Annotated in this window: 20 protein-coding genes and 2 tRNA genes; 5 read left to right on the top strand and 17 right to left on the bottom strand. The window is 63.8% G+C overall.

Translation table 11 applies throughout. The features are described 5' to 3' along the window. Positions 1–6: 6 nt before the first annotated feature. Entirely contained in the window at positions 7–2,001 is a 1,995-nt protein-coding gene (gene pknB / locus J7I84_RS14150) for a Stk1 family PASTA domain-containing Ser/Thr kinase (protein ID WP_311381146.1), read from the top strand. Positions 2,002–2,026: 25 nt separating this feature from the next. On the opposite strand, the gene J7I84_RS14145 is transcribed toward pknB, so the two are convergent. From J7I84_RS14145 to J7I84_RS14135, 3 genes are read right to left on the bottom strand one after another with little or no spacing between them, the layout of a single operon-like run. After that, a complete protein-coding gene (locus J7I84_RS14145) occupies positions 2,027–2,668 on the bottom strand; it encodes an aminodeoxychorismate/anthranilate synthase component II (protein ID WP_214945184.1) in 642 nt (213 codons plus the stop codon). Continuing rightward, entirely contained in the window at positions 2,665–2,835 is a 171-nt protein-coding gene (locus J7I84_RS14140; RefSeq protein ID WP_214945183.1) for a hypothetical protein, read from the bottom strand. The genes J7I84_RS14145 and J7I84_RS14140 overlap by 4 nt, the downstream gene beginning before the upstream one ends. Before the next feature lie 2 nt (positions 2,836–2,837). After that, complete coding sequence (locus J7I84_RS14135; RefSeq protein WP_214945182.1) at positions 2,838–3,626, bottom strand: class E sortase; 789 nt, start codon at positions 3,624–3,626, stop codon at positions 2,838–2,840. Positions 3,627–3,799: 173 nt separating this feature from the next. Between J7I84_RS14135 and J7I84_RS14130 the strand changes: the two genes are divergently transcribed. Then, on the top strand, positions 3,800–4,051 hold the full coding sequence (locus tag J7I84_RS14130; RefSeq protein WP_214945181.1) for a cell division protein CrgA: 252 nt from the start codon (positions 3,800–3,802) through the stop codon (positions 4,049–4,051). Positions 4,052–4,085: 34 nt separating this feature from the next. After that, entirely contained in the window at positions 4,086–4,691 is a 606-nt protein-coding gene (locus J7I84_RS14125) for a DNA-3-methyladenine glycosylase I (RefSeq protein WP_214945212.1), read from the top strand. 244 nt (positions 4,692–4,935) lie between these two features. Here the strand turns inward: J7I84_RS14125 and J7I84_RS14120 are convergent, their stop codons facing one another. The 3 genes from J7I84_RS14120 to J7I84_RS14110 all read right to left on the bottom strand — a co-directional run bounded on the left by J7I84_RS14120 (position 4,936) and on the right by J7I84_RS14110 (position 7,379). Then, positions 4,936–5,403: a carboxymuconolactone decarboxylase family protein gene (locus J7I84_RS14120; RefSeq protein ID WP_214945180.1), complete on the bottom strand. Its 468-nt coding sequence runs from the start codon at positions 5,401–5,403 to the stop codon at positions 4,936–4,938. A 542-nt stretch (positions 5,404–5,945) separates the two neighbouring features. After that, a complete protein-coding gene (locus J7I84_RS14115) occupies positions 5,946–6,824 on the bottom strand; it encodes a rhomboid family intramembrane serine protease (protein ID WP_214945179.1) in 879 nt (292 codons plus the stop codon). Positions 6,825–6,833: 9 nt separating this feature from the next. Next, positions 6,834–7,379 carry a peptidylprolyl isomerase gene (locus tag J7I84_RS14110; RefSeq protein ID WP_214945178.1) on the bottom strand — a complete coding sequence of 182 codons (546 nt, stop codon included), beginning with the start codon at positions 7,377–7,379 and terminating at the stop codon, positions 6,834–6,836. A 154-nt stretch (positions 7,380–7,533) separates the two neighbouring features. On the opposite strand from J7I84_RS14110, the gene J7I84_RS14105 reads away from it, so the two are divergent. Both J7I84_RS14105 and J7I84_RS14100 read left to right on the top strand, forming a co-directional pair. Next, on the top strand, positions 7,534–8,493 hold the full coding sequence (locus tag J7I84_RS14105) for a hypothetical protein (protein WP_214945177.1): 960 nt from the start codon (positions 7,534–7,536) through the stop codon (positions 8,491–8,493). 158 nt (positions 8,494–8,651) lie between these two features. Next, positions 8,652–9,527 (top strand): glycosyltransferase family 2 protein, encoded by an 876-nt coding sequence (locus tag J7I84_RS14100; RefSeq protein ID WP_214945176.1) that lies wholly within the window; start codon positions 8,652–8,654, stop codon positions 9,525–9,527. A 4-nt stretch (positions 9,528–9,531) separates the two neighbouring features. On the opposite strand, the gene J7I84_RS14095 is transcribed toward J7I84_RS14100, so the two are convergent. The 11 genes from J7I84_RS14095 to dnaN all read right to left on the bottom strand — a co-directional run bounded on the left by J7I84_RS14095 (position 9,532) and on the right by dnaN (position 20,848). Beyond that, on the bottom strand, positions 9,532–10,488 hold the full coding sequence (locus J7I84_RS14095) for a DMT family transporter (protein WP_214945175.1): 957 nt from the start codon (positions 10,486–10,488) through the stop codon (positions 9,532–9,534). 82 nt (positions 10,489–10,570) lie between these two features. Further along, a tRNA-Ala gene (locus J7I84_RS14090) sits at positions 10,571–10,646 on the bottom strand. A gap of 71 nt (positions 10,647–10,717) precedes the next feature. Beyond that, positions 10,718–10,834, bottom strand: a complete 117-nt coding sequence (locus J7I84_RS14085) for a DLW-39 family protein (protein ID WP_210411329.1) — start codon at positions 10,832–10,834, stop codon at positions 10,718–10,720. A gap of 71 nt (positions 10,835–10,905) precedes the next feature. Continuing rightward, a tRNA-Ile gene (locus J7I84_RS14080) sits at positions 10,906–10,979 on the bottom strand. 98 nt (positions 10,980–11,077) lie between these two features. Then, positions 11,078–11,749 carry a DUF3566 domain-containing protein gene (locus J7I84_RS14075; protein ID WP_214945174.1) on the bottom strand — a complete coding sequence of 224 codons (672 nt, stop codon included), beginning with the start codon at positions 11,747–11,749 and terminating at the stop codon, positions 11,078–11,080. Then, positions 11,742–14,420, bottom strand: a complete 2,679-nt coding sequence (gene gyrA, locus J7I84_RS14070; protein WP_214945173.1) for a DNA gyrase subunit A — start codon at positions 14,418–14,420, stop codon at positions 11,742–11,744. Before gyrA ends, J7I84_RS14075 begins: the two co-directional genes overlap by 8 nt. Before the next feature lie 54 nt (positions 14,421–14,474). After that, entirely contained in the window at positions 14,475–16,562 is a 2,088-nt protein-coding gene (gyrB, locus tag J7I84_RS14065) for a DNA topoisomerase (ATP-hydrolyzing) subunit B (protein ID WP_214945172.1), read from the bottom strand. A gap of 379 nt (positions 16,563–16,941) precedes the next feature. Next, positions 16,942–17,496, bottom strand: a complete 555-nt coding sequence (locus J7I84_RS14060) for a DUF721 domain-containing protein (protein ID WP_214945171.1) — start codon at positions 17,494–17,496, stop codon at positions 16,942–16,944. Further along, on the bottom strand, positions 17,489–18,691 hold the full coding sequence (gene recF / locus J7I84_RS14055; RefSeq protein WP_214945170.1) for a DNA replication/repair protein RecF: 1,203 nt from the start codon (positions 18,689–18,691) through the stop codon (positions 17,489–17,491). Before recF ends, J7I84_RS14060 begins: the two co-directional genes overlap by 8 nt. Before the next feature lie 45 nt (positions 18,692–18,736). Further along, a complete protein-coding gene (gene gnd, locus J7I84_RS14050) occupies positions 18,737–19,621 on the bottom strand; it encodes a phosphogluconate dehydrogenase (NAD(+)-dependent, decarboxylating) (protein ID WP_214945169.1) in 885 nt (294 codons plus the stop codon). Between the two features lie 102 nt (positions 19,622–19,723). Further along, a complete protein-coding gene (dnaN, locus tag J7I84_RS14045; protein WP_214945168.1) occupies positions 19,724–20,848 on the bottom strand; it encodes a DNA polymerase III subunit beta in 1,125 nt (374 codons plus the stop codon). Between the last annotated feature and the right edge of the window lie 140 nt (positions 20,849–20,988).

Raw genomic sequence — 20,988 nt, 5'->3', positions numbered from 1 at the left:
CCACCAGTGAATGAGTCAGCACGCACACCGTTGCACCGGGAGGACAGCCTGCCGGTGGATAACCGGCGTGTCCTGAACGGGCGCTACGAGCTGGGTAACCTCATTGGCCGCGGCGGAATGGCGGACGTCTACAAGGGAACCGATGCCCGCCTGGGCAGGACCGTAGCCATCAAGCTCCTCCGGCCCGATATGGCCCGGGATCCGCAGTTCCAGGCACGGTTCAAACGTGAAGCGCAGGCGGTTGCCGCCCTGAACCACCCCTCCATCGTGGCCATCTTCGATACCGGCGAACACGTGGTCCATGACGGCTCCAGCGAGGACGTGCGCGTGCCGTACATCGTCATGGAATACGTTGAGGGCAAAACCCTCCGCGAATTGATCCGCGCCAATGAGGTCACCATAAACCAGGCGATCGACTATTCCCTGGGCGTCCTGGGAGCCCTCGAATACAGCCACAAGGCGGGCATCGTGCACCGGGACATCAAGCCTGCCAACGTGATGTACTGCCCGGGCACCAACTCCGTGAAGGTGATGGACTTCGGCATTGCCCGCGCCATCGCCGATTCCTCCGCCACCATGACCCAGACCCAGGCCGTGGTGGGAACCGCTCAATACCTCTCGCCGGAACAGGCCCGGGGCGAGACCGTTGATGCCCGCAGCGACCTCTACTCCGCAGCATGCCTGCTTTACGAAATGTTGACCTCGCGGCCGCCGTTCGTCGGCGACAGCCCGGTTTCCGTGGCCTATCAGCATGTCCGCGAAATTCCGGAGCCGGCCAGCAGCCTCAACCCTGACGTATCACCCGCGCTGGACACCGTCCTCGCCAAGGCCCTGCAGAAAAACCGGGCGGACAGGTTCCAGGATGCAGCAGCCTTCCGGCGCTCCCTGCGTGCTGCAAAGGCCGGAGTCCCCGTCCCGGCCCTCCCGGCTTCAGAGGCACCTACCGATCCGAATGACCACGTTCCCCAAGCCGCACCGCCCACCGAGGCGTTCGCTGCAACGGGAGCCAGCTTCCTTGATGACGCGCCCACCGGTCGGCTCGCTGCCACCAACCTCTTCCATAACGACGCCGGACCCGCGGTCCCGCTGGAACTGGCGGATGAGCACGGAGCGGGTGGGCACAGTGCGGATGCCTACGGGGTCGCTCCGCTGCCGCTGGGCCTCCCTGCCGAACGTGAACGGACCGCCCGGCAGAAGTCCCGTCGTCGTGCCTGGATCGCCACCTTGGTGATCTTCACCCTGCTGATACTCGCCGGCGGTGGCTTGTGGCTGTACCAAACGGTCAACCGTCCCGCTCCCGCTCCGCCGAAGGTAGCCATCCCGTCGGTGGCGTCCATGACGGAAACCGCTGCGCTTCAGGAGCTCTACAACGCAGGCCTTCGTCCCAAAATCGCGCGGGCGGCGAACGACACGGTGCCCAAGGGGACCGCCATCGGCACGGATCCCGCCGCGGGGGGTTCACTGGATCCGGGGGCCGAGGTAATCCTCAATGTCTCCGATGGCCCCAGTTCTGTGAAGATCCCGGACAGCCTTCCCGGCAAGACTGAGGCGGCCGCACGGGACATCCTTCGCCAGGTGGGACTTGCCGGCGCTCCGTCAACCACCACCGCCAACAGCGCCACTGTCCCGGCCGGAATTGTCATCACCTCCAACCCGGCACCCGGGCAAAGCGTCGGCATCGGCACCAGCGTGGAACTCATCGTGTCCACCGGCAAGGTGGTTGTCCCTGAACTGCGCGGCATGAGCCGCGAAGAAGCCGAGGCAGCACTGAAGGAGCGCGGCCTGGTCCCTTCAGTTATTGAGACGGAGAATTCGCAGGTGGAGCCCGGCAAGGTGACGGACCAGAGCGATCCCGTCAACGCCGCCGTTGAGCAGGGAAAGACCATCACCATTGTTGTGGCAAAAGCTCCGCCACCACCACCGCCGCCGCCGGCACCCACGGAGACCCCGACGCCGACAGCAACGCCGACCCCTACGCCCAAGCCCACCAGGAAAGGCTGACGCCTCCTTGGCCGGTGCCTGTCCGCTAGTGCTGGATCAGCGGGCTCAGTTTCGCTGCACGCGCAGCCGCGCCCTTCATGCCCAGCGATTCCAGCCAGTTGCCGAGCATCTGGTACCCGCCCTCGGTGAGTACCGATTCAGGATGGAATTGCACCCCGCATAACGGTGCCGTCCGGTGCTGCAGTCCCATGACGACACCCGACGCGGTCTGCGCCGTGATTTCGAGGACATCGGGAATGGATTCCCGGACCGCCGCCAGCGAATGGTAGCGGGTGGCCGTGACGGGGGAGGGGAGCCCGGCGAAGACACTGGTGCCGATGTGCTCCACCTGGGACGTCTTGCCGTGCATGAGCTCGGGGGCATGGGTCACTTTGCCGCCGAAGGCTTCTGCCAGCGCCTGGTGGCCCAGGCACACGCCGAACATGGGGACGCTGTTTTCACCGCACCACTTGATGAGCTCGATACTGACGCCCGCCTCAGCAGGGTTTCCGGGACCGGGGGAAATGAGGACGCCGTCCCGGGTGCCGGCCAGTTCGATGGCCTCGGCGAGGGTGACGTCGTCGTTGCGGACCACCGTGGTCTCGGCACCGAGTTCCTGGAGGTAACCCACCAGGGTGTAGACGAAGCTGTCGTAGTTATCCACTACAAGGATCTTGGTTGTGGTCATGGCCGGTCTGCGGAACCAATCGTTGAGTCGGTGAATTGGGTGAAGTGGGACATCCAGGGGAAAAGGAACTGGACCATCAGGACCAGGGCAATGAAGATCAGTGCCAGCGAGATGATGATTCGGAGCCAGAGTGGTCCGGGAAGGTGGCGGAAGATCCAGGCGTACACGGTCAGCTCCTTCCGGTGGCTGCTGCAACCTGCGCCGCAATTTCGGCTGGCGGCCCTGCCGCGGCAGGGCGCCAACTGTCCAGCAGGGCGTAGGCGATGATGCGTTCTTCCGCACCGAAGCGGGGGTTGCAGCTGGTCATGGTGAGGTAGCTTTCGGTGGGCGTGACGCCCGGCTGGGTCGGGACCGGTTCCAGGACATCGGTGCGGGAGGGCATCACGATTTGGTTGTTCCGGAACACGTAGACGTAGTAGCCGTCCTTGGTTTGGACGTAGATCTTGTCGCCGGGCACCAGCGTGTGGATGTTGTCCAGCACCGCCCCATGCGTCTGCCGGTGGCCGGCGACGGCAAAGTTGCCCACTGCGCCCGGCATCGCCGTATTGCTGTAGTGGCCAAGGCCCAGCGTGTCCAGGACGTCCTGGCTGGTCCCCTGGACGATGGGGCGGGTATAGGTGGGGCCGAACCGGGGGATGTACATGATGCCGATCGTGCCGGCGTGGCCCGGAGCCGTCCCCACCACGGGCTTTCCGAAATCCTCGCCGGCAGCAGGAGGCGCCGGTGGCGCTGTGGCTGCCGGGGCGGCGCTGCCCAGGTCCTGTGCGAATTCCTTGATGACCTGGCTCTGCTTGGCATCGGACTCGACGTTGGTCCACCACAGTTGCCACGCGACAAAGAGCAGGAGGATGACGCCGGCAGTTATCAGCAGCTCGCCCAGCACCGAGATGGTGCCGCGCAGGAGGGCGCGACGGGGCGCGGGCACAGTGGCGGGCCCCGCCTTCTCCTGCAATACCACGCGTTCTCCTCCGGGCATTTACCCTGGGCACCGGGTGCCCATCAACTGCGGCTAGAATTGGCTGCTAGTAAGAATCCAGATTTGACCAAGATCGCGTAGACCGCTGGCAATTTCCTTCTTGCAGGATACCAAGCCCGCGCCGCCGAGCTTGCCCAGCCCGCCAAGGAGAGCCAGTGCCCGAGTCAAAGCCTCGCAGGAAGACCGCCAGCACCGTCCAGCCGGCATCCCCGCAGGCATACAAGCCCAACCCCGTATGGTTCAAGCCGGTCATGTTCGGCCTAATGATCATTGGCCTCTTTTGGATCATCACCTTCTACATCAGCGAGGGGCGTTTCCCGGTCCAGGCCTGGCAGTCCTGGAATATCGTGGCGGGCTTCGGCATCGCCATAGTCGGGTTCCTGATGACCACCCGCTGGCGCTCCTAGCACCTGCCGCGCAACTGTTCCAAGGAGGACCACACTGGCTCCCGATTCCAACGGCGTAATCGTTGGCGAGGACGGCCTGGCCCGGCCCGCCTGGGCTGCCACGGATCCCCTGATGCGGAACTATTACGACCAGGAATGGGGACTGCCCGTCACTGACGAGCAAGGCATGTACGAGCGCATCTGCCTTGAGGGTTTTCAGGCCGGCCTCTCCTGGGCAACCATCCTGCGCAAGCGCCCTGCCTTCCGTGCCGCCTTTGCCGGCTTCGATCCGGAACAGGTCGCAACGTTCAGCGGTGCGGATGTAGACCGGCTGATGCAGGATCCGGGAATTATCAGAAACCGGCTTAAGATCCTTGCCACGGTCAAAAATGCCCAGGCCACCCTGGAACTTCGCGGCGACGGCGGACTGGTGGACTTTGTTTGGAGCTTCCGCCCGGACAGCACCCCGGAGCCGCGGGCGGCAGCGGATATTCCCACCCAGTCAGCGGAGTCGGTAGCCTTGTCAAAAGCGCTCCGGAAGCGCGGTTTCTCCTTTGTGGGACCCACCACCATGTTCGCCCTAATGGAGGCAGTGGGAATAGTGGACACCCACCTCGTGGACAGCCATCGCCGCGGATCCTCCGGCATCTGGCGCGAATAGGACTTCCGCCTCTACCGCCACCCGTTATCCCCAGCTGTTGGGAAGGTTATCCACACTGTGGAGAAGTTTCCACAGTTGGCTGGGCTGAAGGAGCCACATACCCGTACAGAGCCTCTTCCCCGGAATGTGCCGGGAAGATGCGGTTATTAACAGTGTGGAATACCTGTGGATAAGCCCGGGAACCTCGGTGGACGGACGTCCCGCCCGGTGGTCGGGACGGAGTCCCGCCTGGTGATCCACCGGCCTACGGGCGGTCCTGCCGGACCGGGTGGTGGCTGGTAATGGACACCCTGTTGAACGCATTCATGGTCACAGCCACCCAGCTCACTGCGGAAAACTCCTCAACGTTAAGGCACTCCCGCGCGTAGGCCTCCGCATGCTCCCTTGACCGCTCATCCCGGAGTTCGGTGATGCTCTCTGCCAACGCCAGCGCGGCCCGTTCCTTGTCCGTGAACAGCGCAGTCTCGCGCCATGCCGGTAATACTGCCAGCCGCTGCGGGCTTTCTCCGGCTTCGGCCGCTTTCCGCACGTGGAGGTCCAGGCAGTAGGCGCAGCCGTTGATCTGGGAAATCCGCACGTTGAGGAGTTCCAGCAGGCCGCGCCCAATTCCAGCCTCTTCTGCAGCTTCCTGAACCTTCAGGCCCAGGCCGCTGATCGCCCTCCAGAGTGCGGGATGCTGTTTATCCAGGTACAGATGTTCAGTGGCGCCCACGGGTGTCCTTTTCGGTTGAACGGCTTGGCTGGCTCTCATCATAGGCAGGACGCGGTCTGGAGCCTTTGCGTTTATCCACTTACCAACATCGCGATACCCACAAGTTATCCACACCTGTGGGAAACGACGTGGAAATCTTCCCCTTTTGCGGGAGGCCGCCCTACTCCGGCGGTCCGTTTGGGGGTGGGAACAACAGGTCTGTCATTTATTAACAGTGTGGATACGGCTGTCGATAACCTCCGGCAGACGCTGGCAGCGAGGCTGGCGCCCGGCCCACTCGCCGTTGTTTTCCACAGAAGCGCCGGCACGGCGTTGTTTATCCACTTACACACAGCGATATCCCCACAGGTTATCCACAAGTGTGGAGAACGGCAGTTCGAGTTCCGGACGATCGGCGGCCCAGGGCCTGCACAGGGTGAAGTGGCAGGGGAACTACAGCTGTGTAAGTTATTAACACTGTGGACAAGGGCTGTGGAAAACAGCTATGCCCCCGTCACGGGCGGTGGCGGAGGCATAGCTGTAAATGTGGGACGTTGCGTGGCCTAGAGCGTCACCCGTATCCAGCTCACGGCGACAAGCAGCGCCACCACTGCAGCCAGGCCCAGCGCCTGGATAAGGGCCTGCCGGTGTCCGCGCGGGGTGTAGGAAAGAACCGCCGCGCAGAACCCACCGGTGATCAGACCGCCCAGGTGGGCCTGCCAGGCGATATGGGGGATCAGGAAACCGATCACGCCATTGATGGCGATCAGGACCCACAACTGCCGGGTGTCGCCGCCGCGCTGTCGTTGGACCAGCAACATGGCGCCGAAGAGTCCGAAAATCGCCCCTGAGGCGCCCACCAGCCCCACCAAACCCTGCCCTGGCACCAGCACGGGGTTCATGAGGAGGTAGCCCACTGACCCACCAAAGGCGGAGATCAGGTACAGCGCCAGGAAGCGGACCCGGCCGAGGATAGGCTCGAGGGCCTGGCCGAAAATCCACAGCGTGTACATGTTCAGGAGGATGTGCAGCAGCGAATCCGGGGAATGGAGGAAGGCTGATGTCACCATCCGCCACGGCTCGAACGCACCGTACTGCGGGGCGGCGAAGATGTTGTTGTACGCGAACTGCTTGTATACCCAGTCGCCGGGAATGAGCAGCTGCAGTGCGTAGACCACAACGCAGGCTGCGATGATGCCGAACGTCACCAAAGGCTTGCCAGTGGCAACGGCACCGCCGTAGACGGTCCGTACTTCCGGCGTCGTACGTTTTGTTTCGTTGACGCAGTCAATGCATTGGAATCCGACGGCGGCCGCCCGCTGGCAGTCAGGGCATGCCGGGCGCCCACAGCGCTGGCAGCGCACGTAGGACGGCCGATCCGGGTGCCGGGGGCAGACCGGGACCTGGGCGGACGGCTCAGCCGACGGAATTCCGTAACTCATGGTGGGGCGTTACAGCTGTTCGATGTCGATGCTGTTGATGGTGACGTCCTCAACCGGGCGGTCACCCATACCGGTGCGGACACCCTCGATGGCGTCGACGACCTTCTTGGATGCGTCGTCAGCCACTTCACCAAAAATGGTGTGCTTGCCCTGGAGCCAGTCCGTGGGAATGGTGGTGATGAAGAACTGTGAACCGTTGGTGCCCTTGCCCATCTGGATACCGGCGTTGGCCATGGCCAGCTTGTAGGGCTGGTTAAAGCTCAGTTCCGGGTGGATCTCGTCGTCGAAGCGGTAGCCGGGACCACCGGTTCCGCGGCCCAGGGGATCGCCCGCCTGGACCATGAAGTCCTTGATGATGCGGTGGAAGATGGTTCCGTTGTAGAGCGGCGTGCCGGTCTTGTCCTCGCCGGTTTCCGGGTGGGTCCAGGCCTGCTCGCCCGTGGCAAGCCCAACGAAGTTCTTGACCGTCTTGGGCGCGTGGTTGCCGAAGAGGTTTACCACGATGTCGCCGAGGCTGGTGTGGATGGTTGCTTTTGCAGTTGCGATGGCAGTCATAGCTTGATTCTCCCATGCCGGTTCTGGGCATCCGCGGCTGCGGCTGCAGTTCCGCGCTGGGTGAAATCCCCCTAAAATCCGCAGAGTGAATAGCCCGTGGTGATCTGGGCACGTAGGCTAGCGACAGAACCGTCACATTAATCGGGAGGTAGTTGTGAAGAAATCGGATCGTATTGCCCGTGACCTTGAGCAGTCGGTCACCAGTGCGGTGGAAAACGCCAAGGATTGGGCGGCCCCCCGGGTGGAAGCTGCCGTGGACTGGGCTGTTCCCCGCCTGCAGCAGAGCCTGGATACCGCATCTCCCAAGATCCAGGAAGGCCTGAAGACGGCGGCCCATAGCCTGGCCGACGGTGTTGCCACCGTGACTCCCCGGATCCAGGACGGACTGGCCCAACTGGCCCCAAAGATCAATGACGTGGTTGAGGGTGCATCCCCCCGCCTGCACGAAGCCCTGGACAAGGCCACCCCGGTGGTCCTGAATGCGCGTGACCGGGTAGTGGTGGAGTACCTGCCCAGGCTCTCGGACCAGATTGGGGTGGCGTCCGTTGCGGTGCACCGCACCCTCGAGAACACCCCGGCACGGGTGGACGCTGTCGCGCAGAAACTTGGTGATGTGGGAATTATCCACGCCCTCCAGGAGCAGGCCCAGGCAACCGGCACGCAGCTGAAGGCAGCTGCTGCCGGAGCCGGCCGCGCAGTGGATGTGCAGCTGGCCCAGCCGGAAAAGCCCAGGAAGCGCGGCTGGCTGGTCTTTGGAGTTGTGGCCGCCGCCGTGGCTGCGGGCGTTGCAGCATGGAAGGCCTCCAAGCCGGTTGAGGACCCCTGGAAGACGCCCTCGCCGGTCACGCCGACTCCTGCGCCCGTTCCTGCCACTACCGTCAGCGATGTCAAGGAAAACACCGCCGACGCCGCTGACAAGGGTGCCGCCGCAGCCGCTTCTGCCGCCGGTGCCGTCGCCGACGAAGCCGGCGACGCCGCGGCCACTGTCAAGGAAAACACCGCCGACGCAGCAGACAAGGCCAAGCACGTAGCCGACGACGCCGCGGAGGGCTCCAACACCGCGGCCGACGACGCCAAGGCGGCCCCGAAGGAAGACAAGGGCAACCAGGCCTAGTCTTCACACCGCGTTCAAGGGGTCCCGTTCTTCTGGCGGGGCCCCTTTTGCATGCCCGTGTGCAGCCTCCCGGATCGGGCCCTCACTGACTTCCGTGCCGCCGCGCATGGTGCACCCCGTCCGTGGCATGACATGGCCCAGATGCTAGATTTGAGGTGATGTCAGCCAATCGATCCTCTGGGGATGCCGTGAACGACGCAGCCGTACAGCTCCGCGTGTCAATCGTCATCCCGGCGTACAACGAGGAGAGCGTGATCAGGCAGTGCCTGATAGCTGCCATCTACCAGTCCGTTCCTGCCCACGAGATCATCGTGGTGGACAACCTTTCCAAAGACCGGACCGCTGACATTGTCCGCCAGATGCAGCTTGAGTATCCGGAAAGCCCCATCATCCTCCTAAGCCAGGACCGGGACCAGGGCCTCATCCCCACCCGCAACTTCGGGCTGGACAGTGCCACCGGAGACATCCTGGGGCGGATCGACGCTGACTCCATAGTGGAACCCGACTGGGTTGAGCAGGTGCAGAAGGCCTTCGCGGACCACTCGGTCCAGGCTGCCACCGGCCCGGTAGTCTACTACGACATGCCGATGCGGCGCTTTGGGCTCAAGGCGGACGACAAGATGCGCCAGCTCATGCTGAAGCTGGCCAAACACCAGTACCATTTCCTGTTTGGCTCCAACATGGCACTGCGCGCCAGTGCCTGGGAGACCATCCGCTCCGAGACCTGCCGGGACGAGAAGGACGAGATGCACGAGGACATCGATTTGTCCCTGCACCTGGCCGACCATGAGCTGCCGGTGCGCTACTGGCCGCAAATGGTCTCCGGGATGTCCGCGCGACGGCTGGAGGATTCACCACGGGACTACCGCTACTACGTCACCCGGTTCGACCGGACCTACAAGGCCCATAACGTCAGGAAGATGGCGCTGAAGGCTCCCATGGTGGTCTTCTTCTCGGTCTACTTCCCGGCCAAGCTGCTCCGGGCCATCCACACCGTTAACACAGCCCAGCCAGTCCGCCGCGGCGGCCAATAAAGGCTCAGTCAGTCCCCAGCCCGGCAAGGCGTTCCGACGGCGGATCCTCCTGGGGCGCCGTGCCACGGCTGCCGTGCCTGCCGTTCCTTTGACCCTTGCCGTTCCTTTGACCCAGGACCACGACGGCGAGTCCCGCCAGGATCAGGCCAAGCCCCGCGTACGTGCCCGCAGGCAGGGTTTCGTGCAGGAACACGGCCGCCAACAGCGCAGCCCCGGGGATTTCCAGAAGGATGATCATCGAGACGATGAGCGGGCTCATGGTGGCCAGCAGGTGGTTGAAGGCGGTGTGGCCCACCAGTTGCGCGCAGACGGTAATGGCTGCGATGCCCAGCCATCCGGCCGGCTCGAACCCCACCAGGGGCTGCCCCCCGATCAGGGCCAGCACTGCCACGAGGGCGGCGCACATGCCATAACAGAGCGTGGTGTAGGTTCCGGTGGTCATGCTCTGCCGTGCCTTGCCCCCAGCAAGCGTATAGAGGCCGGCCAGCGCCCCGCCGGCCATCGCCAGCAGGTCGCCTGTGAGTGCCCGCGGCGAAGAGCCCATATCGAAGCCGGTGATGGCAACGACACCACCGAAGGCGATCCCCAGCCCGGCCAGGACCTGCCAACGGTGGCGGATGCCGCGGACAAGCTGGAAGACGGCAATCCAGGCTGACTGCAGGCACACCAGGGCTGTCGCGGCTGCCACCGAGGTGAGCTGCAGGGAGGTGATGAAGCAGGCGAAGTGCAGCGCAAGGGCGACGGCGGCCAGCGCAGACCAGCGGAAATCGCGGCTGCTGATGCTGCCGAACTGGCGGGGCTGCCGGACAAGGGTGGGGGTGGCCATGACGGCTGCACCGATCGCGTTGCGCCAGAAGGCGATGGCAAGGGCGCTCACGCTCGTGGCGCCAAGAGTAGCCGCGATCAAGGGCCCGGATGATGCTACGCCCAAGACCCCCAGGGCCGCGAAAAAGAAGTTCATTTCAGCCCCCTAGTGCTGGTTCCTTGCGCAGATGGAAACCAAAAAGTCCCGGTCGGCGTTTCCGCTGACCGGGACTTCCTTATGGTGGAGGCACGGGGACTCGAACCCCGAACCCCCTGCTTGCAAAGCAGGTGCGCTACCAATTGCGCCATGCCCCCATAAGAAGCAACCCGTCCATCATACCCTGTAACCCTGGGGCCCATGACGGGCTCCGGTTCAGGTGTCCGGATTAGTCAACCGTATCGGTCGACTTGCTCCAGACTGTCTTCCGGGCTTCGGATTCCTGTGCTTTCCGGTAGACCAGGAAGCCTGCGATTGCGGCTGCCAATACAAGCAACTTCTTCACATGCTCCCCATTCCGGCCCGGTACCGGATTACTCCGGACCAAACCTCCGTTTGAAACCTGCACAGGTTCCGTGGGCGTACCAGGACTTGAACCTGGGACCTCTTCGTTATCAGCGAAGCGCTCTAACCGCCTGAGCTATACGCCCCAAACCCTCACCGGGCCGAGACATGACTTTACAGCACACCCCGGCCCGATCTCAAATCGGGCCTTTCCACCAGCGGGGAGCCGGTGAAAAATGGCCTCCTAATCGTCGGTGAGGGTCACGCCAATGCCGCCAACCAGGGTGGCAGAGATGTTGTAAAGGACAGCGGAAAGCATAGACAGTGCCGTCAGGAGGACGACGTTGACCACGGCAATAATGGTGGCAAACGAGGCCACCTGGCCCAACGAGGCGACCTTCTTCAGTTCGAAGCCACCGCTTTCAGAGCCGGCAAGCGTGCCGAGCAGACTGTCCACCTGGTCAAAGATTCCGGTGAGGTCCAGGACCGTCCACAGAACAATGGCGGCCACCACGGTGACGATTCCCAGTGCCACGGACAGCAGGAATGCCATCTTCAGGACGGACCACGGATCGACCTTGCTGATCAGCAGCCGGGCCCGGCGGACTTTTGCCTTCGGTGCCGGCTTGACCAGGCCGGGAGTGCCCTGGCTGGAGCCACCCTGTACAGGGCGCTGACCTGCCGGTGCCGGACGCTGGGGCGCCTGCCCCTGGAAAGGGCGCTGGCCAGGCTGTACCGGGCCGTCGCCCTGCTGCGGGCGCTGGCCCGGGACAGCAGGCCGCTGGCCCGGAGCGCCGGCAGGGGCCGAGGGGCGCTGCTGCGGACGAACGGGGGCGTTCACGCGGGGCGCCGCTGAAGGCCGGTTCCCGTCGGGAACAGTACTGTTCGGCTTGGGAAATGAGTCGGAATTACTCACTCGTTACCTCCGTGTTGTCTTCGTTCGGCTCAGCGTCGCCCGAGGCGTCCTCTGACTCTACGGCCGGTGATTCTTCTGCCATTGCTGGCGCGGCGGGTTCCCCAGCGGTCCCACCATCTTCAGCCAACGTTACGTCATCCCCGGTGGATTCCTCGTCCTCAAGTCCGCGTTCGCTGTTGCGCGCCACCTCGATGATCCGGTCATTCTTGTCCGGTTTGGCGAAGATGACGCCCATGGTGTCGCGGCCCTTGGCAGGAACACCGGCAACGGAGGAGCGGACAACCTTGCCGCCCTCCATGACCACCAGGACTTCATCTTCTTCATGGACGATGAGTGCGCCCACCAGGTGGCCGCGTTCTTCCTGGTACTTGCCCACCTTGATGCCCAGGCCACCACGGCCCTGCAACCGGTATTCCTCCACCGCGCTGCGTTTGGCATAGCCTCCTTCGGTCACGATGAACACGAACGAACCGTCAGTGACCACGTCTGCGGCCAGCAGTTCATCGTCCTCACGGAACTTCATGCCGGTTACCCCGGATGTGGCACGTCCCATGGGGCGCAGTGCGTCATCGGTAGCAGTGAAGCGGATCGACTGTCCCTTCCGGGAGACCAGGAAGAGGTCGTCGGTTTCCGAGACAAGCTGGGCTGAGACCAGCTCGTCGCCGTCGCGCAGGTTGATGGCAATCACGCCTGCCGAGCGGTTGGTGTCGTAATCCTCCAGCCTGGTCTTCTTCACCAGGCCCCTCTTGGTGGCGAGCACCAGGTAGGGCGCCTGCTGGTAGTCCTTGAGATCCAGGACCTGGGCGATGTGTTCATCAGGCTGGAATGCCATCAGGTTGGCCACGTGCTGGCCCTTGGCGTCCCGGCCCGCTTCCATCAGCTCGTATGCCTTGGCACGGTAGACGCGTCCCAGGTTGGTGAAGAACAGCAGCCAGTGGTGGGTGGTGGTCACGAAGAAGTGCTCCACTACGTCGTCACCGCGAAGCTGGGCACCCTTGATGCCCTTGCCGCCGCGCTGCTGTGAGCGGTAGTTGTCGCTGCGGGTGCGCTTGACGTAGCCGCCGCGGGTAATGGTCACCACCATCTCTTCTTCGGGGATCAGGTCCTCCATGGACATGTCGCCGTCGTAGCCCATGAGGATCCTGGTGCGCCGGTCATCGCCGTGCTTGTCCACGATCTCGCCCAGCTCAGCACTGATGATGCCGCGCTGGCGCTCCTCCGAAGCCAGGATCTCCTTGTATTCGGTGATCATGGCTTCGAGTTCTGCGTGCTTTTCCTGGATCCGCTGGCGTTCCAGGGCGGCCAGGCGCCGCAGCTGCATGTCCAGGATGGCCCTGGCCTGCAGCTCATCAATGTCCAGCAGCTCCATCAGCCCGTCCCGCGCGGCCTCGGTGGTGCTGGAAGCCCGGATGAGGGCAATGACCTCGTCCAGCATGTCCAGTGCCTTCAGGAGGGCCCGCAGGATGTGGGCTTCTTCCTCGGCCTTGCGGAGGCGGTACCGGGTGCGGCGGGCGATGACGTCCATCTGGTGCGTCACCCAGTGGCGGATGAATGCGTCGAGGCTCAGGGTGCGCGGCACGCCGTCAACGATGGCCAGCATGTTGGCGGAAAAGTTACTCTGCAGTTCCGTGTGCTTGTAGAGGTTGTTCAGCACCACCTTGGGCACTGCGTCGCGCTTGAGCACGATCACCAGGCGCTGGCCGGTGCGCCCGGACGTTTCATCGCGGAGGTCGGCGATGCCCTGGATTTTGCCGTCCTTGACCAGTTCCGCAATCTTGATCGCCAGGTTGTCCGGGTTGGCCTGGTACGGAAGTTCGGTGACCACCAGGCAGGTACGGCCCTGCAGTTCCTCTACGGCAACCACGGCGCGCATGGTGACCGATCCGCGGCCGGTACGGTAGGCGTCTTCGATGCCCTTGTGGCCAAGGATCGTGGCTCCGGTGGGGAAATCCGGGCCCTTGACCCGCACCAGCAGTTCCTCGAGGAGTTCCTCGCGGCTGGCACCCGGGTTGGCCAGGTACCACTGGACGCCGTCGGCCACCTCCCGAAGGTTGTGCGGCGGAATGTTGGTGGCCATGCCCACGGCGATGCCTGAGGAACCGTTCACCAGCAGGTTGGGGAACCTGGCCGGCAGGATGGTGGGTTCCTGGTTCTTGCCGTCGTAGTTGTCCTGGAAATCGACGGTTTCCTCGTCGATGTCCCGGACCATTTCCATGGCCAAGGGGGCCATCTTGGTCTCGGTGTAGCGCGGTGCGGCCGCGCCGTCGTTGCCTGGCGAACCGAAGTTGCCCTGGCCCAGGGCCAGCGGGTAGCGCATGGTCCAGTCCTGGATCAGGCGCACCAGGGCGTCGTAAATGGCGGTGTCGCCGTGCGGGTGGTACTGGCCCATGACTTCGCCCACCACGCGGGCACACTTGTTGAAGGACCGGTCGGGACGGTAGCCGCCGTCGAACATAGCGTACAGCACGCGCCGGTGCACGGGCTTGAGGCCGTCGCGGACGTCCGGGAGAGCCCGGCCCACGATGACAGCCATGGCGTAATCCAGGTAGGAGCGCTGCATTTCGGTCTGCAGGTCCACTTGTTCCACGCGGTCGATCAGCACGTCGCCTTCAAGAACGGTGTCCGGAGTTCCGTCCTCAGGGGCGGGATTCACAGGGGTTTCGTCGCTCATAGTTATTTTCCGTTTCAGGTATATGTCTGGTTCCGAATACTTTGGAGCGGGTCCTTAGATGTCCAGGAACCTGACGTCCTTGGCGTTCTGCTGGATGAAGTTGCGGCGGGATTCCACGTCTTCGCCCATGAGGACAGAGAAGATCTGGTCGGCGGCCAGGGCGTCGTCCATGGTCACCTGCAGCAGCGTTCGGTGATCGGGGTCCATGGTGGTGTCCCACAACTCGGTGTAGTCCATCTCGCCAAGGCCCTTGTAGCGCTGGATGCCGTTGTCCTTGGGAATGCGGCGTCCGGCGGCCTGCCCCGACACCAGCTTGGCGTCGCGTTCGCGGTCGCTGTACACGTAGTCGTGCGGCGCGTTGGACCACTTGATCCGGTACAGCGGCGGCTGGGCAAGGTACACGTAGCCGTTCTCGATCAGGGGCCGCATGTACCGGAACAGCAGGGTCATCAGCAGCGTGGTGATGTGCTGGCCGTCCACGTCGGCATCTGCCATGAGCACGATCTTGTGGTACCGCAGCTTGGCCAGGTCGAAGTCCTCGCCAATGCCGGTGCCGAAAGCGGTGATCATGGACTGGACTTCTGCGTTGCCCAGGGCCTTGTCCAGCCGGGCGCGCTCCACGTTGAGGATCTTGCCGCGGAGGGGCAGGATGGCTTGGGTCTCGGGGTTGCGGCCGCGCTTGGCGGAGCCACCGGCCGAATCGCCCTCCACGATGTAGACCTCGCACTTTTCGGGGTCCTTGGAGGAGCAGTCCGAAAGCTTGCCGGGCATGCCAAAGGATTCCAGCGGGCTCTTGCGCCGCGCATTGTCCCGGGCCTTCCTGGCCGCCATCCTGGCTTGCGCGGCGGAGATGGCCTTGCGGATAACGTCGCGGGCCGGGCCGGGGTTGCGCTCCAGCCAGTCGCCCAGGCCATCAGTTACCACGCGCTGGACGAAGCCCTTCACCTCGGAGTTGCCCAGCTTGGTCTTGGTCTGGCCCTCGAACTGGGGCTCGGCCAGCTTGACCGAAATGACAGCGGTAAGACCCTCGCGGATGTCATCGCCGGTGAGGTTGTCGTCCTTTTCCTTGATGATGCCCTTTTCGCGCGCGTACCGGTTGATCAGGGACGTCATCGCGGCGCGGAAGCCTTCTTCGTGCGTTCCGCCCTCATGGGTGTTGATGGTGTTGGCGTAGGTGTGCACGCTCTCCGAGTAGGCGTTGGTCCACTGCATTGCCATTTCCAGGGCGATGCGGCGTTCCGTGTCTTCGGTTTCAAAGGCGATGACGTCCTCGTGGACCACCTCCACCTTCTTGCCGGAGTTCAGGTGCCTGACGTAGTCCAGCAGGCCTTCGTTGTACTGGTACACCACGGTGCGGTGTTCTGCGTTGACCTCACCCTCGGTGCTGAGGTCGTCAAGGTCCAGGTCGCCGTCGGCGTCGTCAACGGCTGGCGCCCGCTCATCCGTCAAGGTGATGCGCAGGCCCTTGTTCAGGAACGCCATCTGCTGGAAGCGGGCCCGCAGGGTTTCGAAATCGAACTCGGTGCTTTCGAAGATCGCCGGATCCGGGTAGAAGGTCTGCGTGGTGCCGGTGGCATCTGTCTCTTCGCCCTTGACCAGGCTGCCCTGCGGCTTGCCGCCATCAGCAAAGGACATCCGCCATACGTGCCCCTGGCGGCGCACTTCGGTGTCCACCCGGCTGGACAGGGCGTTGACCACCGAAATGCCCACGCCGTGCAGGCCACCGGAGACGGCATATCCGCCACCGCCGAACTTGCCGCCGGCGTGCAGGATGGTCATGACCACTTCGACGGTGGGCTTGTGTTCGGTGGGGTGCATGTCCACCGGAATACCGCGGCCATCATCGACCACTTTGACGCCGCCATCGGCCTGCAGGACGATCTCTATATGGCTGCAGTATCCGGCCAGCGCCTCATCCACCGAGTTGTCCACCACCTCGTAAACCAGGTGGTGGAGGCCGCGGGGTCCGGTGGAGCCGATGTACATGCCCGGACGCTTGCGGACAGCCTCAAGGCCCTCAAGCACAGTGATGTCGCTGGCACCGTATTCCCGTGGGGTGGTTGCCGCAGCCGGGGTATCAGGGGTGCGGCCATCCTCGACTGCTGTATCTGCTGCCAGAATATCTGTATTGTCGTTAGCCACAGGCGCTGCGACTCCTCTGTTCTCGATGATGGCCGGCCGGTGGCTTTTCCCAGGGATAAGCCACCCGCCAACAGGCACAAACTCATGGCGCCGGTGACCTGCTGACGGTGGGGTGGTCCGCGCTCCGCACGCGGAGAGCGCGCGAAGAACAGACTGAAGTCAACGTTTCATCCGCGCCCAGTTATCTGCACCAATTCTACCGTGAACCACCACATATCCCTGCATTCCAGGGCCTCCAGCGCGGGTGAATATGGCTGTGCGAGGCTCTTGGCCCCGCCTAGGGCGGCCCAACGGTGCACCCTCCGGGTGCCTGTACGGGCTGCGGCCCTTAAAGCGCCCTACACGCCGTTGCGCACAGTTTCAAGAGTTGCCGTCCCGACTATCCGTACGTGTCCCGGGGACCGCGGCCGTTGACACTGCGTCCACCCTTGCGCCAACTTGGTGCCGAGGGTCCCAATACCTGGATGCTGGTTACCACCCCGTCGCCCAGTTCGCGGCGGAATTTGTCGAGCAGGCTGTTGCTCAAAAGCCGAAGTTGGGTGGCCCAGGCGGTGGAATCACACCGCACGTGGAGGGTGGTGCCGGCGAAGCTTTCAGGCGTGCAGTGGGCAGAGATTTCCGGACCCACCAGCGTGGCCCACTCCGCCATGACCGAGCCGACCGCCACAGGTGAGGTCCACCCCCGCTCCGCCACCAGCCGGCCTACTACCTTCCCTAAACCCAAAGGATCCCGACCCGTGGCGTGGAACTGGCTGAAGCCGCGGGTGTCCCGGATACTGCCCTTGGCCTTCTGCGAGCCCGGCCTTGCCACTTTCCGGCGGACTTCGCCCCGGGCGGCCGCGGCATCGCGCATCCTGTTCAACGCCGCCTGCGGGGCATCGATGTCGTCAGGCTCGCGGCCGGGCTGTAACCCGCCGCCCTGGTCACTACTCATCGATACCTCCAGGGATAACCTTCACCCGCCGCCCGGACAGTTCTTCCGGAATATCGGCGTCGACGGCGGCGGTCACCAGAACCTGTTCCGCGCCGGAGACTATTGCCGCCAGTTTACGCCGCCGCTGGACATCCAGTTCGGCAAAGACGTCGTCAAGGATGAGGATGGGAGCCGAACCGCCGGTCCGGGCATCGTCCAGCATCACATAGTACGAGGCCAGCCGCAGGGACAGGCACATGGACCAGGTTTCCCCATGGGAGGCATACCCCTTCGCAGGCGCCTGCCCGAGCATCAATTCCAGTTCGTCGCGGTGCGGACCAACCAGGGATATGCCCCGTTCCAGTTCCTTCTTGCGGGATTCCGCGAACGCCTGGACGTACCGTTCCGTAAGCTGCTCGACAGAGAGAAGGCGGAGGTCCTCCTGGCCGTCTGGAGAGCCTCCCGGGGTGGCGCGCTGCGTACTACCTGCCGGAACGCCGTCGTCATCCATCTGGTTCTGGAGCGTTGAACGGTATGTGGCGTCGGCCGGCTTGGACGCATCCGTAAGTTCGGCGTAAGCCCGGGCAAGGTGCGGCCGGAGGCGCTCCACGAGTTCCAGCCGCGCGTGCAGCAATGCTGCCCCGGCCCGGGCCATGTGCTGATCCCACACATCAAGGGTGGATTCATGTGCTGCAGTGAACTTTCCGGCCCGCGCAGACTTAAGCAGGGCGTTGCGCTGTTTAAGGACCCGGTCATAGTCGCTGCGGGTGGCGGCATGGTGCGGGATCAAGCTTGCCAGCAGCTCGTCAAGGAAGCGCCGGCGGTTGGACGGATCGCCCTTGACCAGTGCCAAGTCCTCCGGGGCAAACAGGACGGTCTGGCAGATGCCAAGTATGTCGCGCGCACGCACCGGGTTACTGCGGTTGATGCGGCCCCGGTTGGCACGGCCGGCGTTAATCTCCAACTCAAGGACCGTGGTTTGCGTGCCACGGACCAGCCGCGCGCGCACCAGTGCGCGTTCTGTGCCGAACCTCAGCAAGGGCGCATCGGAACTGACCCGGTGCGAGCTGAGGGTGGCCAGGTAACCGATGGCCTCCATTAGGTTGGTCTTGCCGATGCCGTTGTATCCCACCAGGACGGTGACCCCGGGTCCCAGGCTGAGGTCAACCTGGGCATAACTGCGGAAGTCGGTCAGTGAAAGGTGTTCCAGATACACGCGGTTTTCGGCAATTCTGGGAACTCTGCTGGTTCCCGGTGGGTGCTACTTGGCGGGACGGGTTGCGTGGCCGCCGAACTGGTGGCGCAGCGCGGAAACCATTTTCATGGCCGGCGAAGTGTCTTCCCGGGATGCAAACCGGGCAAACAGCGCGGCGGTGATGGCCGGGGCGGGGACTGCGTTGGCGATGGCCTCTTCCACGGTCCAGCGGCCTTCGCCGGAATCCTCCACGTAATCGTCGATCGAGGCCAGGCCCGGATCTTCGTCGAGGGCTTTGACCATAAGGTCCAGGAGCCAGGAACGGACCACGGTGCCCTTTTGCCACGCCCGGAATGTACCGGGGAGGTCGGTGACGATGTCCTTGGCGGCGAGCAACTCGTAGCCCTCGGCGTACGCCTGCATCAGCCCGTATTCGATCCCGTTGTGGACCATCTTGGCGTAGTGCCCGGCCCCGATACCGCCGACGTGGACAAAACTGTCCGCCCTTTCACCTTCCGGACGCAACGCATCGAAGACGGGCAGGGCACGTTCGATGTCTGCGGCGTCACCGCCGGCCATCAGTCCGTAGCCGTTCTGCAGGCCCCAAACTCCGCCCGAAACCCCGCAGTCAGCGAAGTGGATGCCCTTGCCGGCAAGGAGTTCGCCATGCTTTTGGTCTTCGGTGAACCGGGAGTTTCCGCCGTCGATGACAAGGTCGCCGGGCTCCAGCTTTTCGCTGAGCTCGGTGATGACGGCATCCGTGATAGGTCCTGAGGGAACCATGACCCAGATGGTCCTCGGTGCCGGCACGGCAGCAATCAGGTCATCGATGCTGTCCGCATCAGTGACATCCGGGTTGCGGTCGTAGCCGGTGACTTCCAGGCCTCCTTTGCGCAGCCGCTCGCGCATGTTGAATCCCATTTTGCCGAGGCCGATCAGTCCAATGTGCATGGTGGAACTCTTTTCTGCGCTAGTGGGAGTGGGGGGCCAACTGCTGGGCCCACGCCGCCAGGGTTCCCTGGCCGAGCTTGCCAGGCGAGGTGGCGGTGGGGACTAGTTGGGAAGGCGGACCGGCATGACCAGGTAGCGGTAGTCATCCTGGTCTTCGCCGTCGGCGTCTGCCTGGGCGGTGATCATGGCGGGCTTGGGTGCCGTGGTGAATGAGAACCGGACGAACTTGGTCTCGATGACGCTGAGTCCCTCGATCAGGTAATGCGGGTTGAAGGCGACGGTGATGTCGTCCCCGGACAGCTGGGCTTCCAGCTCCTCCGATGCCTGGGCGTCCTCTCCGGTGCCGGCGTCCAGGTTCAGCAGGCCGGCGGTGAAAGCAAGCCTGACCGGGGTGTTGCGCTCCGCCACGAGTGACACACGGCGGACAGCTTCCACCAGTTCCTGGGTCTGGACGGTGGCATGGATGGGGGTGGACTCGGGGAACAGCGACCGGATCTTGGGATAATCGCCGTCCACCAACAGTGACGTGGTGGTGCGTCCGCCGCTTTCGAACCCGATAAGCCGGCTGTCGTCGTCGGACAGGGCGAGGTTGATGTCCCCACTGTTTCCGAGCGTTTTGGCTACCTCGTTGAGGGTTTTTGCCTTGACCAGGGCGCTGGTGGAAATGCCCGGTGTGACCGGCTTCCAGGGGACTTCGCGCATGGCAAGCCGGTAACGATCGGTGGCCAGAAGCGTGATGAGGTCGTCTTCAATTTCCATCCGCACGCCGGTGAGGATGGGGAGGGTGTCGTCTTTGCTTGCGGCGATGATGACTTGGGAGACTGCCTGGGCGAACGCATCGCCCGGGACGGTTCCGCTGATAGCCGGCAGGGACGGCAGGGGTGGGTATTCGGCTTCGGGCATAGTGGCCAGATGGAAGCTGCTTCGGCGGCAGGTGAGGGTGACCTTGTTTCCGTCGGTTTCCACATCCACAGGCGCGGAAGGCAAGCTGCGGCAGATGTCGGCCAGCAGCCTGCCTGATACCAGGATGGTGCCCTCATCCCTGATGTCTGCCGTGATTTCAAGCCGTGCCGAGGTCTCGTAGTCAAAGCTGGAAAGGCTGACGGTTCCGGCTTCAGCCTTCAAGAGCAGGCCGGAGAGGACGGGCACTGGCGGCCGCGGAGACAACGACCGGGCTGTCCAGGTGACGGCTTCTGCCAGGACGTCCCGATCGACTCTGAACTTCACGGAAGGGTGCCGCCTTTCATTGCTGCTGCCATGTAAACCCGGGAATTTCGCAGGAAACTCCGGAAGAAGTTGGGCGAACCCTGCCCGGTGCATGGTCCACGGAGTAAGGAACCACACGAAAACCCAGGGATGGGAGCGCT

Source organism: Arthrobacter sp. ISL-85, assembly GCF_018613675.1.
In the GTDB taxonomy this organism is placed as follows: Bacteria; Actinomycetota; Actinomycetes; order Actinomycetales; family Micrococcaceae; genus Arthrobacter.
The sequence above is the reverse complement of the archived record's forward strand: the minus strand, read 5'-3'. Positions and strand labels throughout refer to the sequence as shown.

Excerpts from the sequence above, each read along its gene's own strand:
- J7I84_RS14145 (WP_214945184.1), bottom strand. The coding sequence starts at position 2,668 with ATGACCACAACCAAGATCCTTGTAGTGGATAACTACGACAGCTTCGTC.
- J7I84_RS14110 (WP_214945178.1), bottom strand. The coding sequence starts at position 7,379 with ATGACTGCCATCGCAACTGCAAAAGCAACCATCCACACCAGCCTCGGC.
- J7I84_RS14100 (WP_214945176.1), top strand. The coding sequence starts at position 8,652 with ATGTCAGCCAATCGATCCTCTGGGGATGCCGTGAACGACGCAGCCGTA.
- gyrA (WP_214945173.1), bottom strand. The coding sequence starts at position 14,420 with ATGAGCGACGAAACCCCTGTGAATCCCGCCCCTGAGGACGGAACTCCG.
- J7I84_RS14115 (WP_214945179.1), bottom strand. The coding sequence starts at position 6,824 with ATGAGTTACGGAATTCCGTCGGCTGAGCCGTCCGCCCAGGTCCCGGTC.
- J7I84_RS14095 (WP_214945175.1), bottom strand. The coding sequence starts at position 10,488 with ATGAACTTCTTTTTCGCGGCCCTGGGGGTCTTGGGCGTAGCATCATCC.
- gnd (WP_214945169.1), bottom strand. The coding sequence starts at position 19,621 with ATGCACATTGGACTGATCGGCCTCGGCAAAATGGGATTCAACATGCGC.
- J7I84_RS14060 (WP_214945171.1), bottom strand. The coding sequence starts at position 17,496 with ATGAGTAGTGACCAGGGCGGCGGGTTACAGCCCGGCCGCGAGCCTGAC.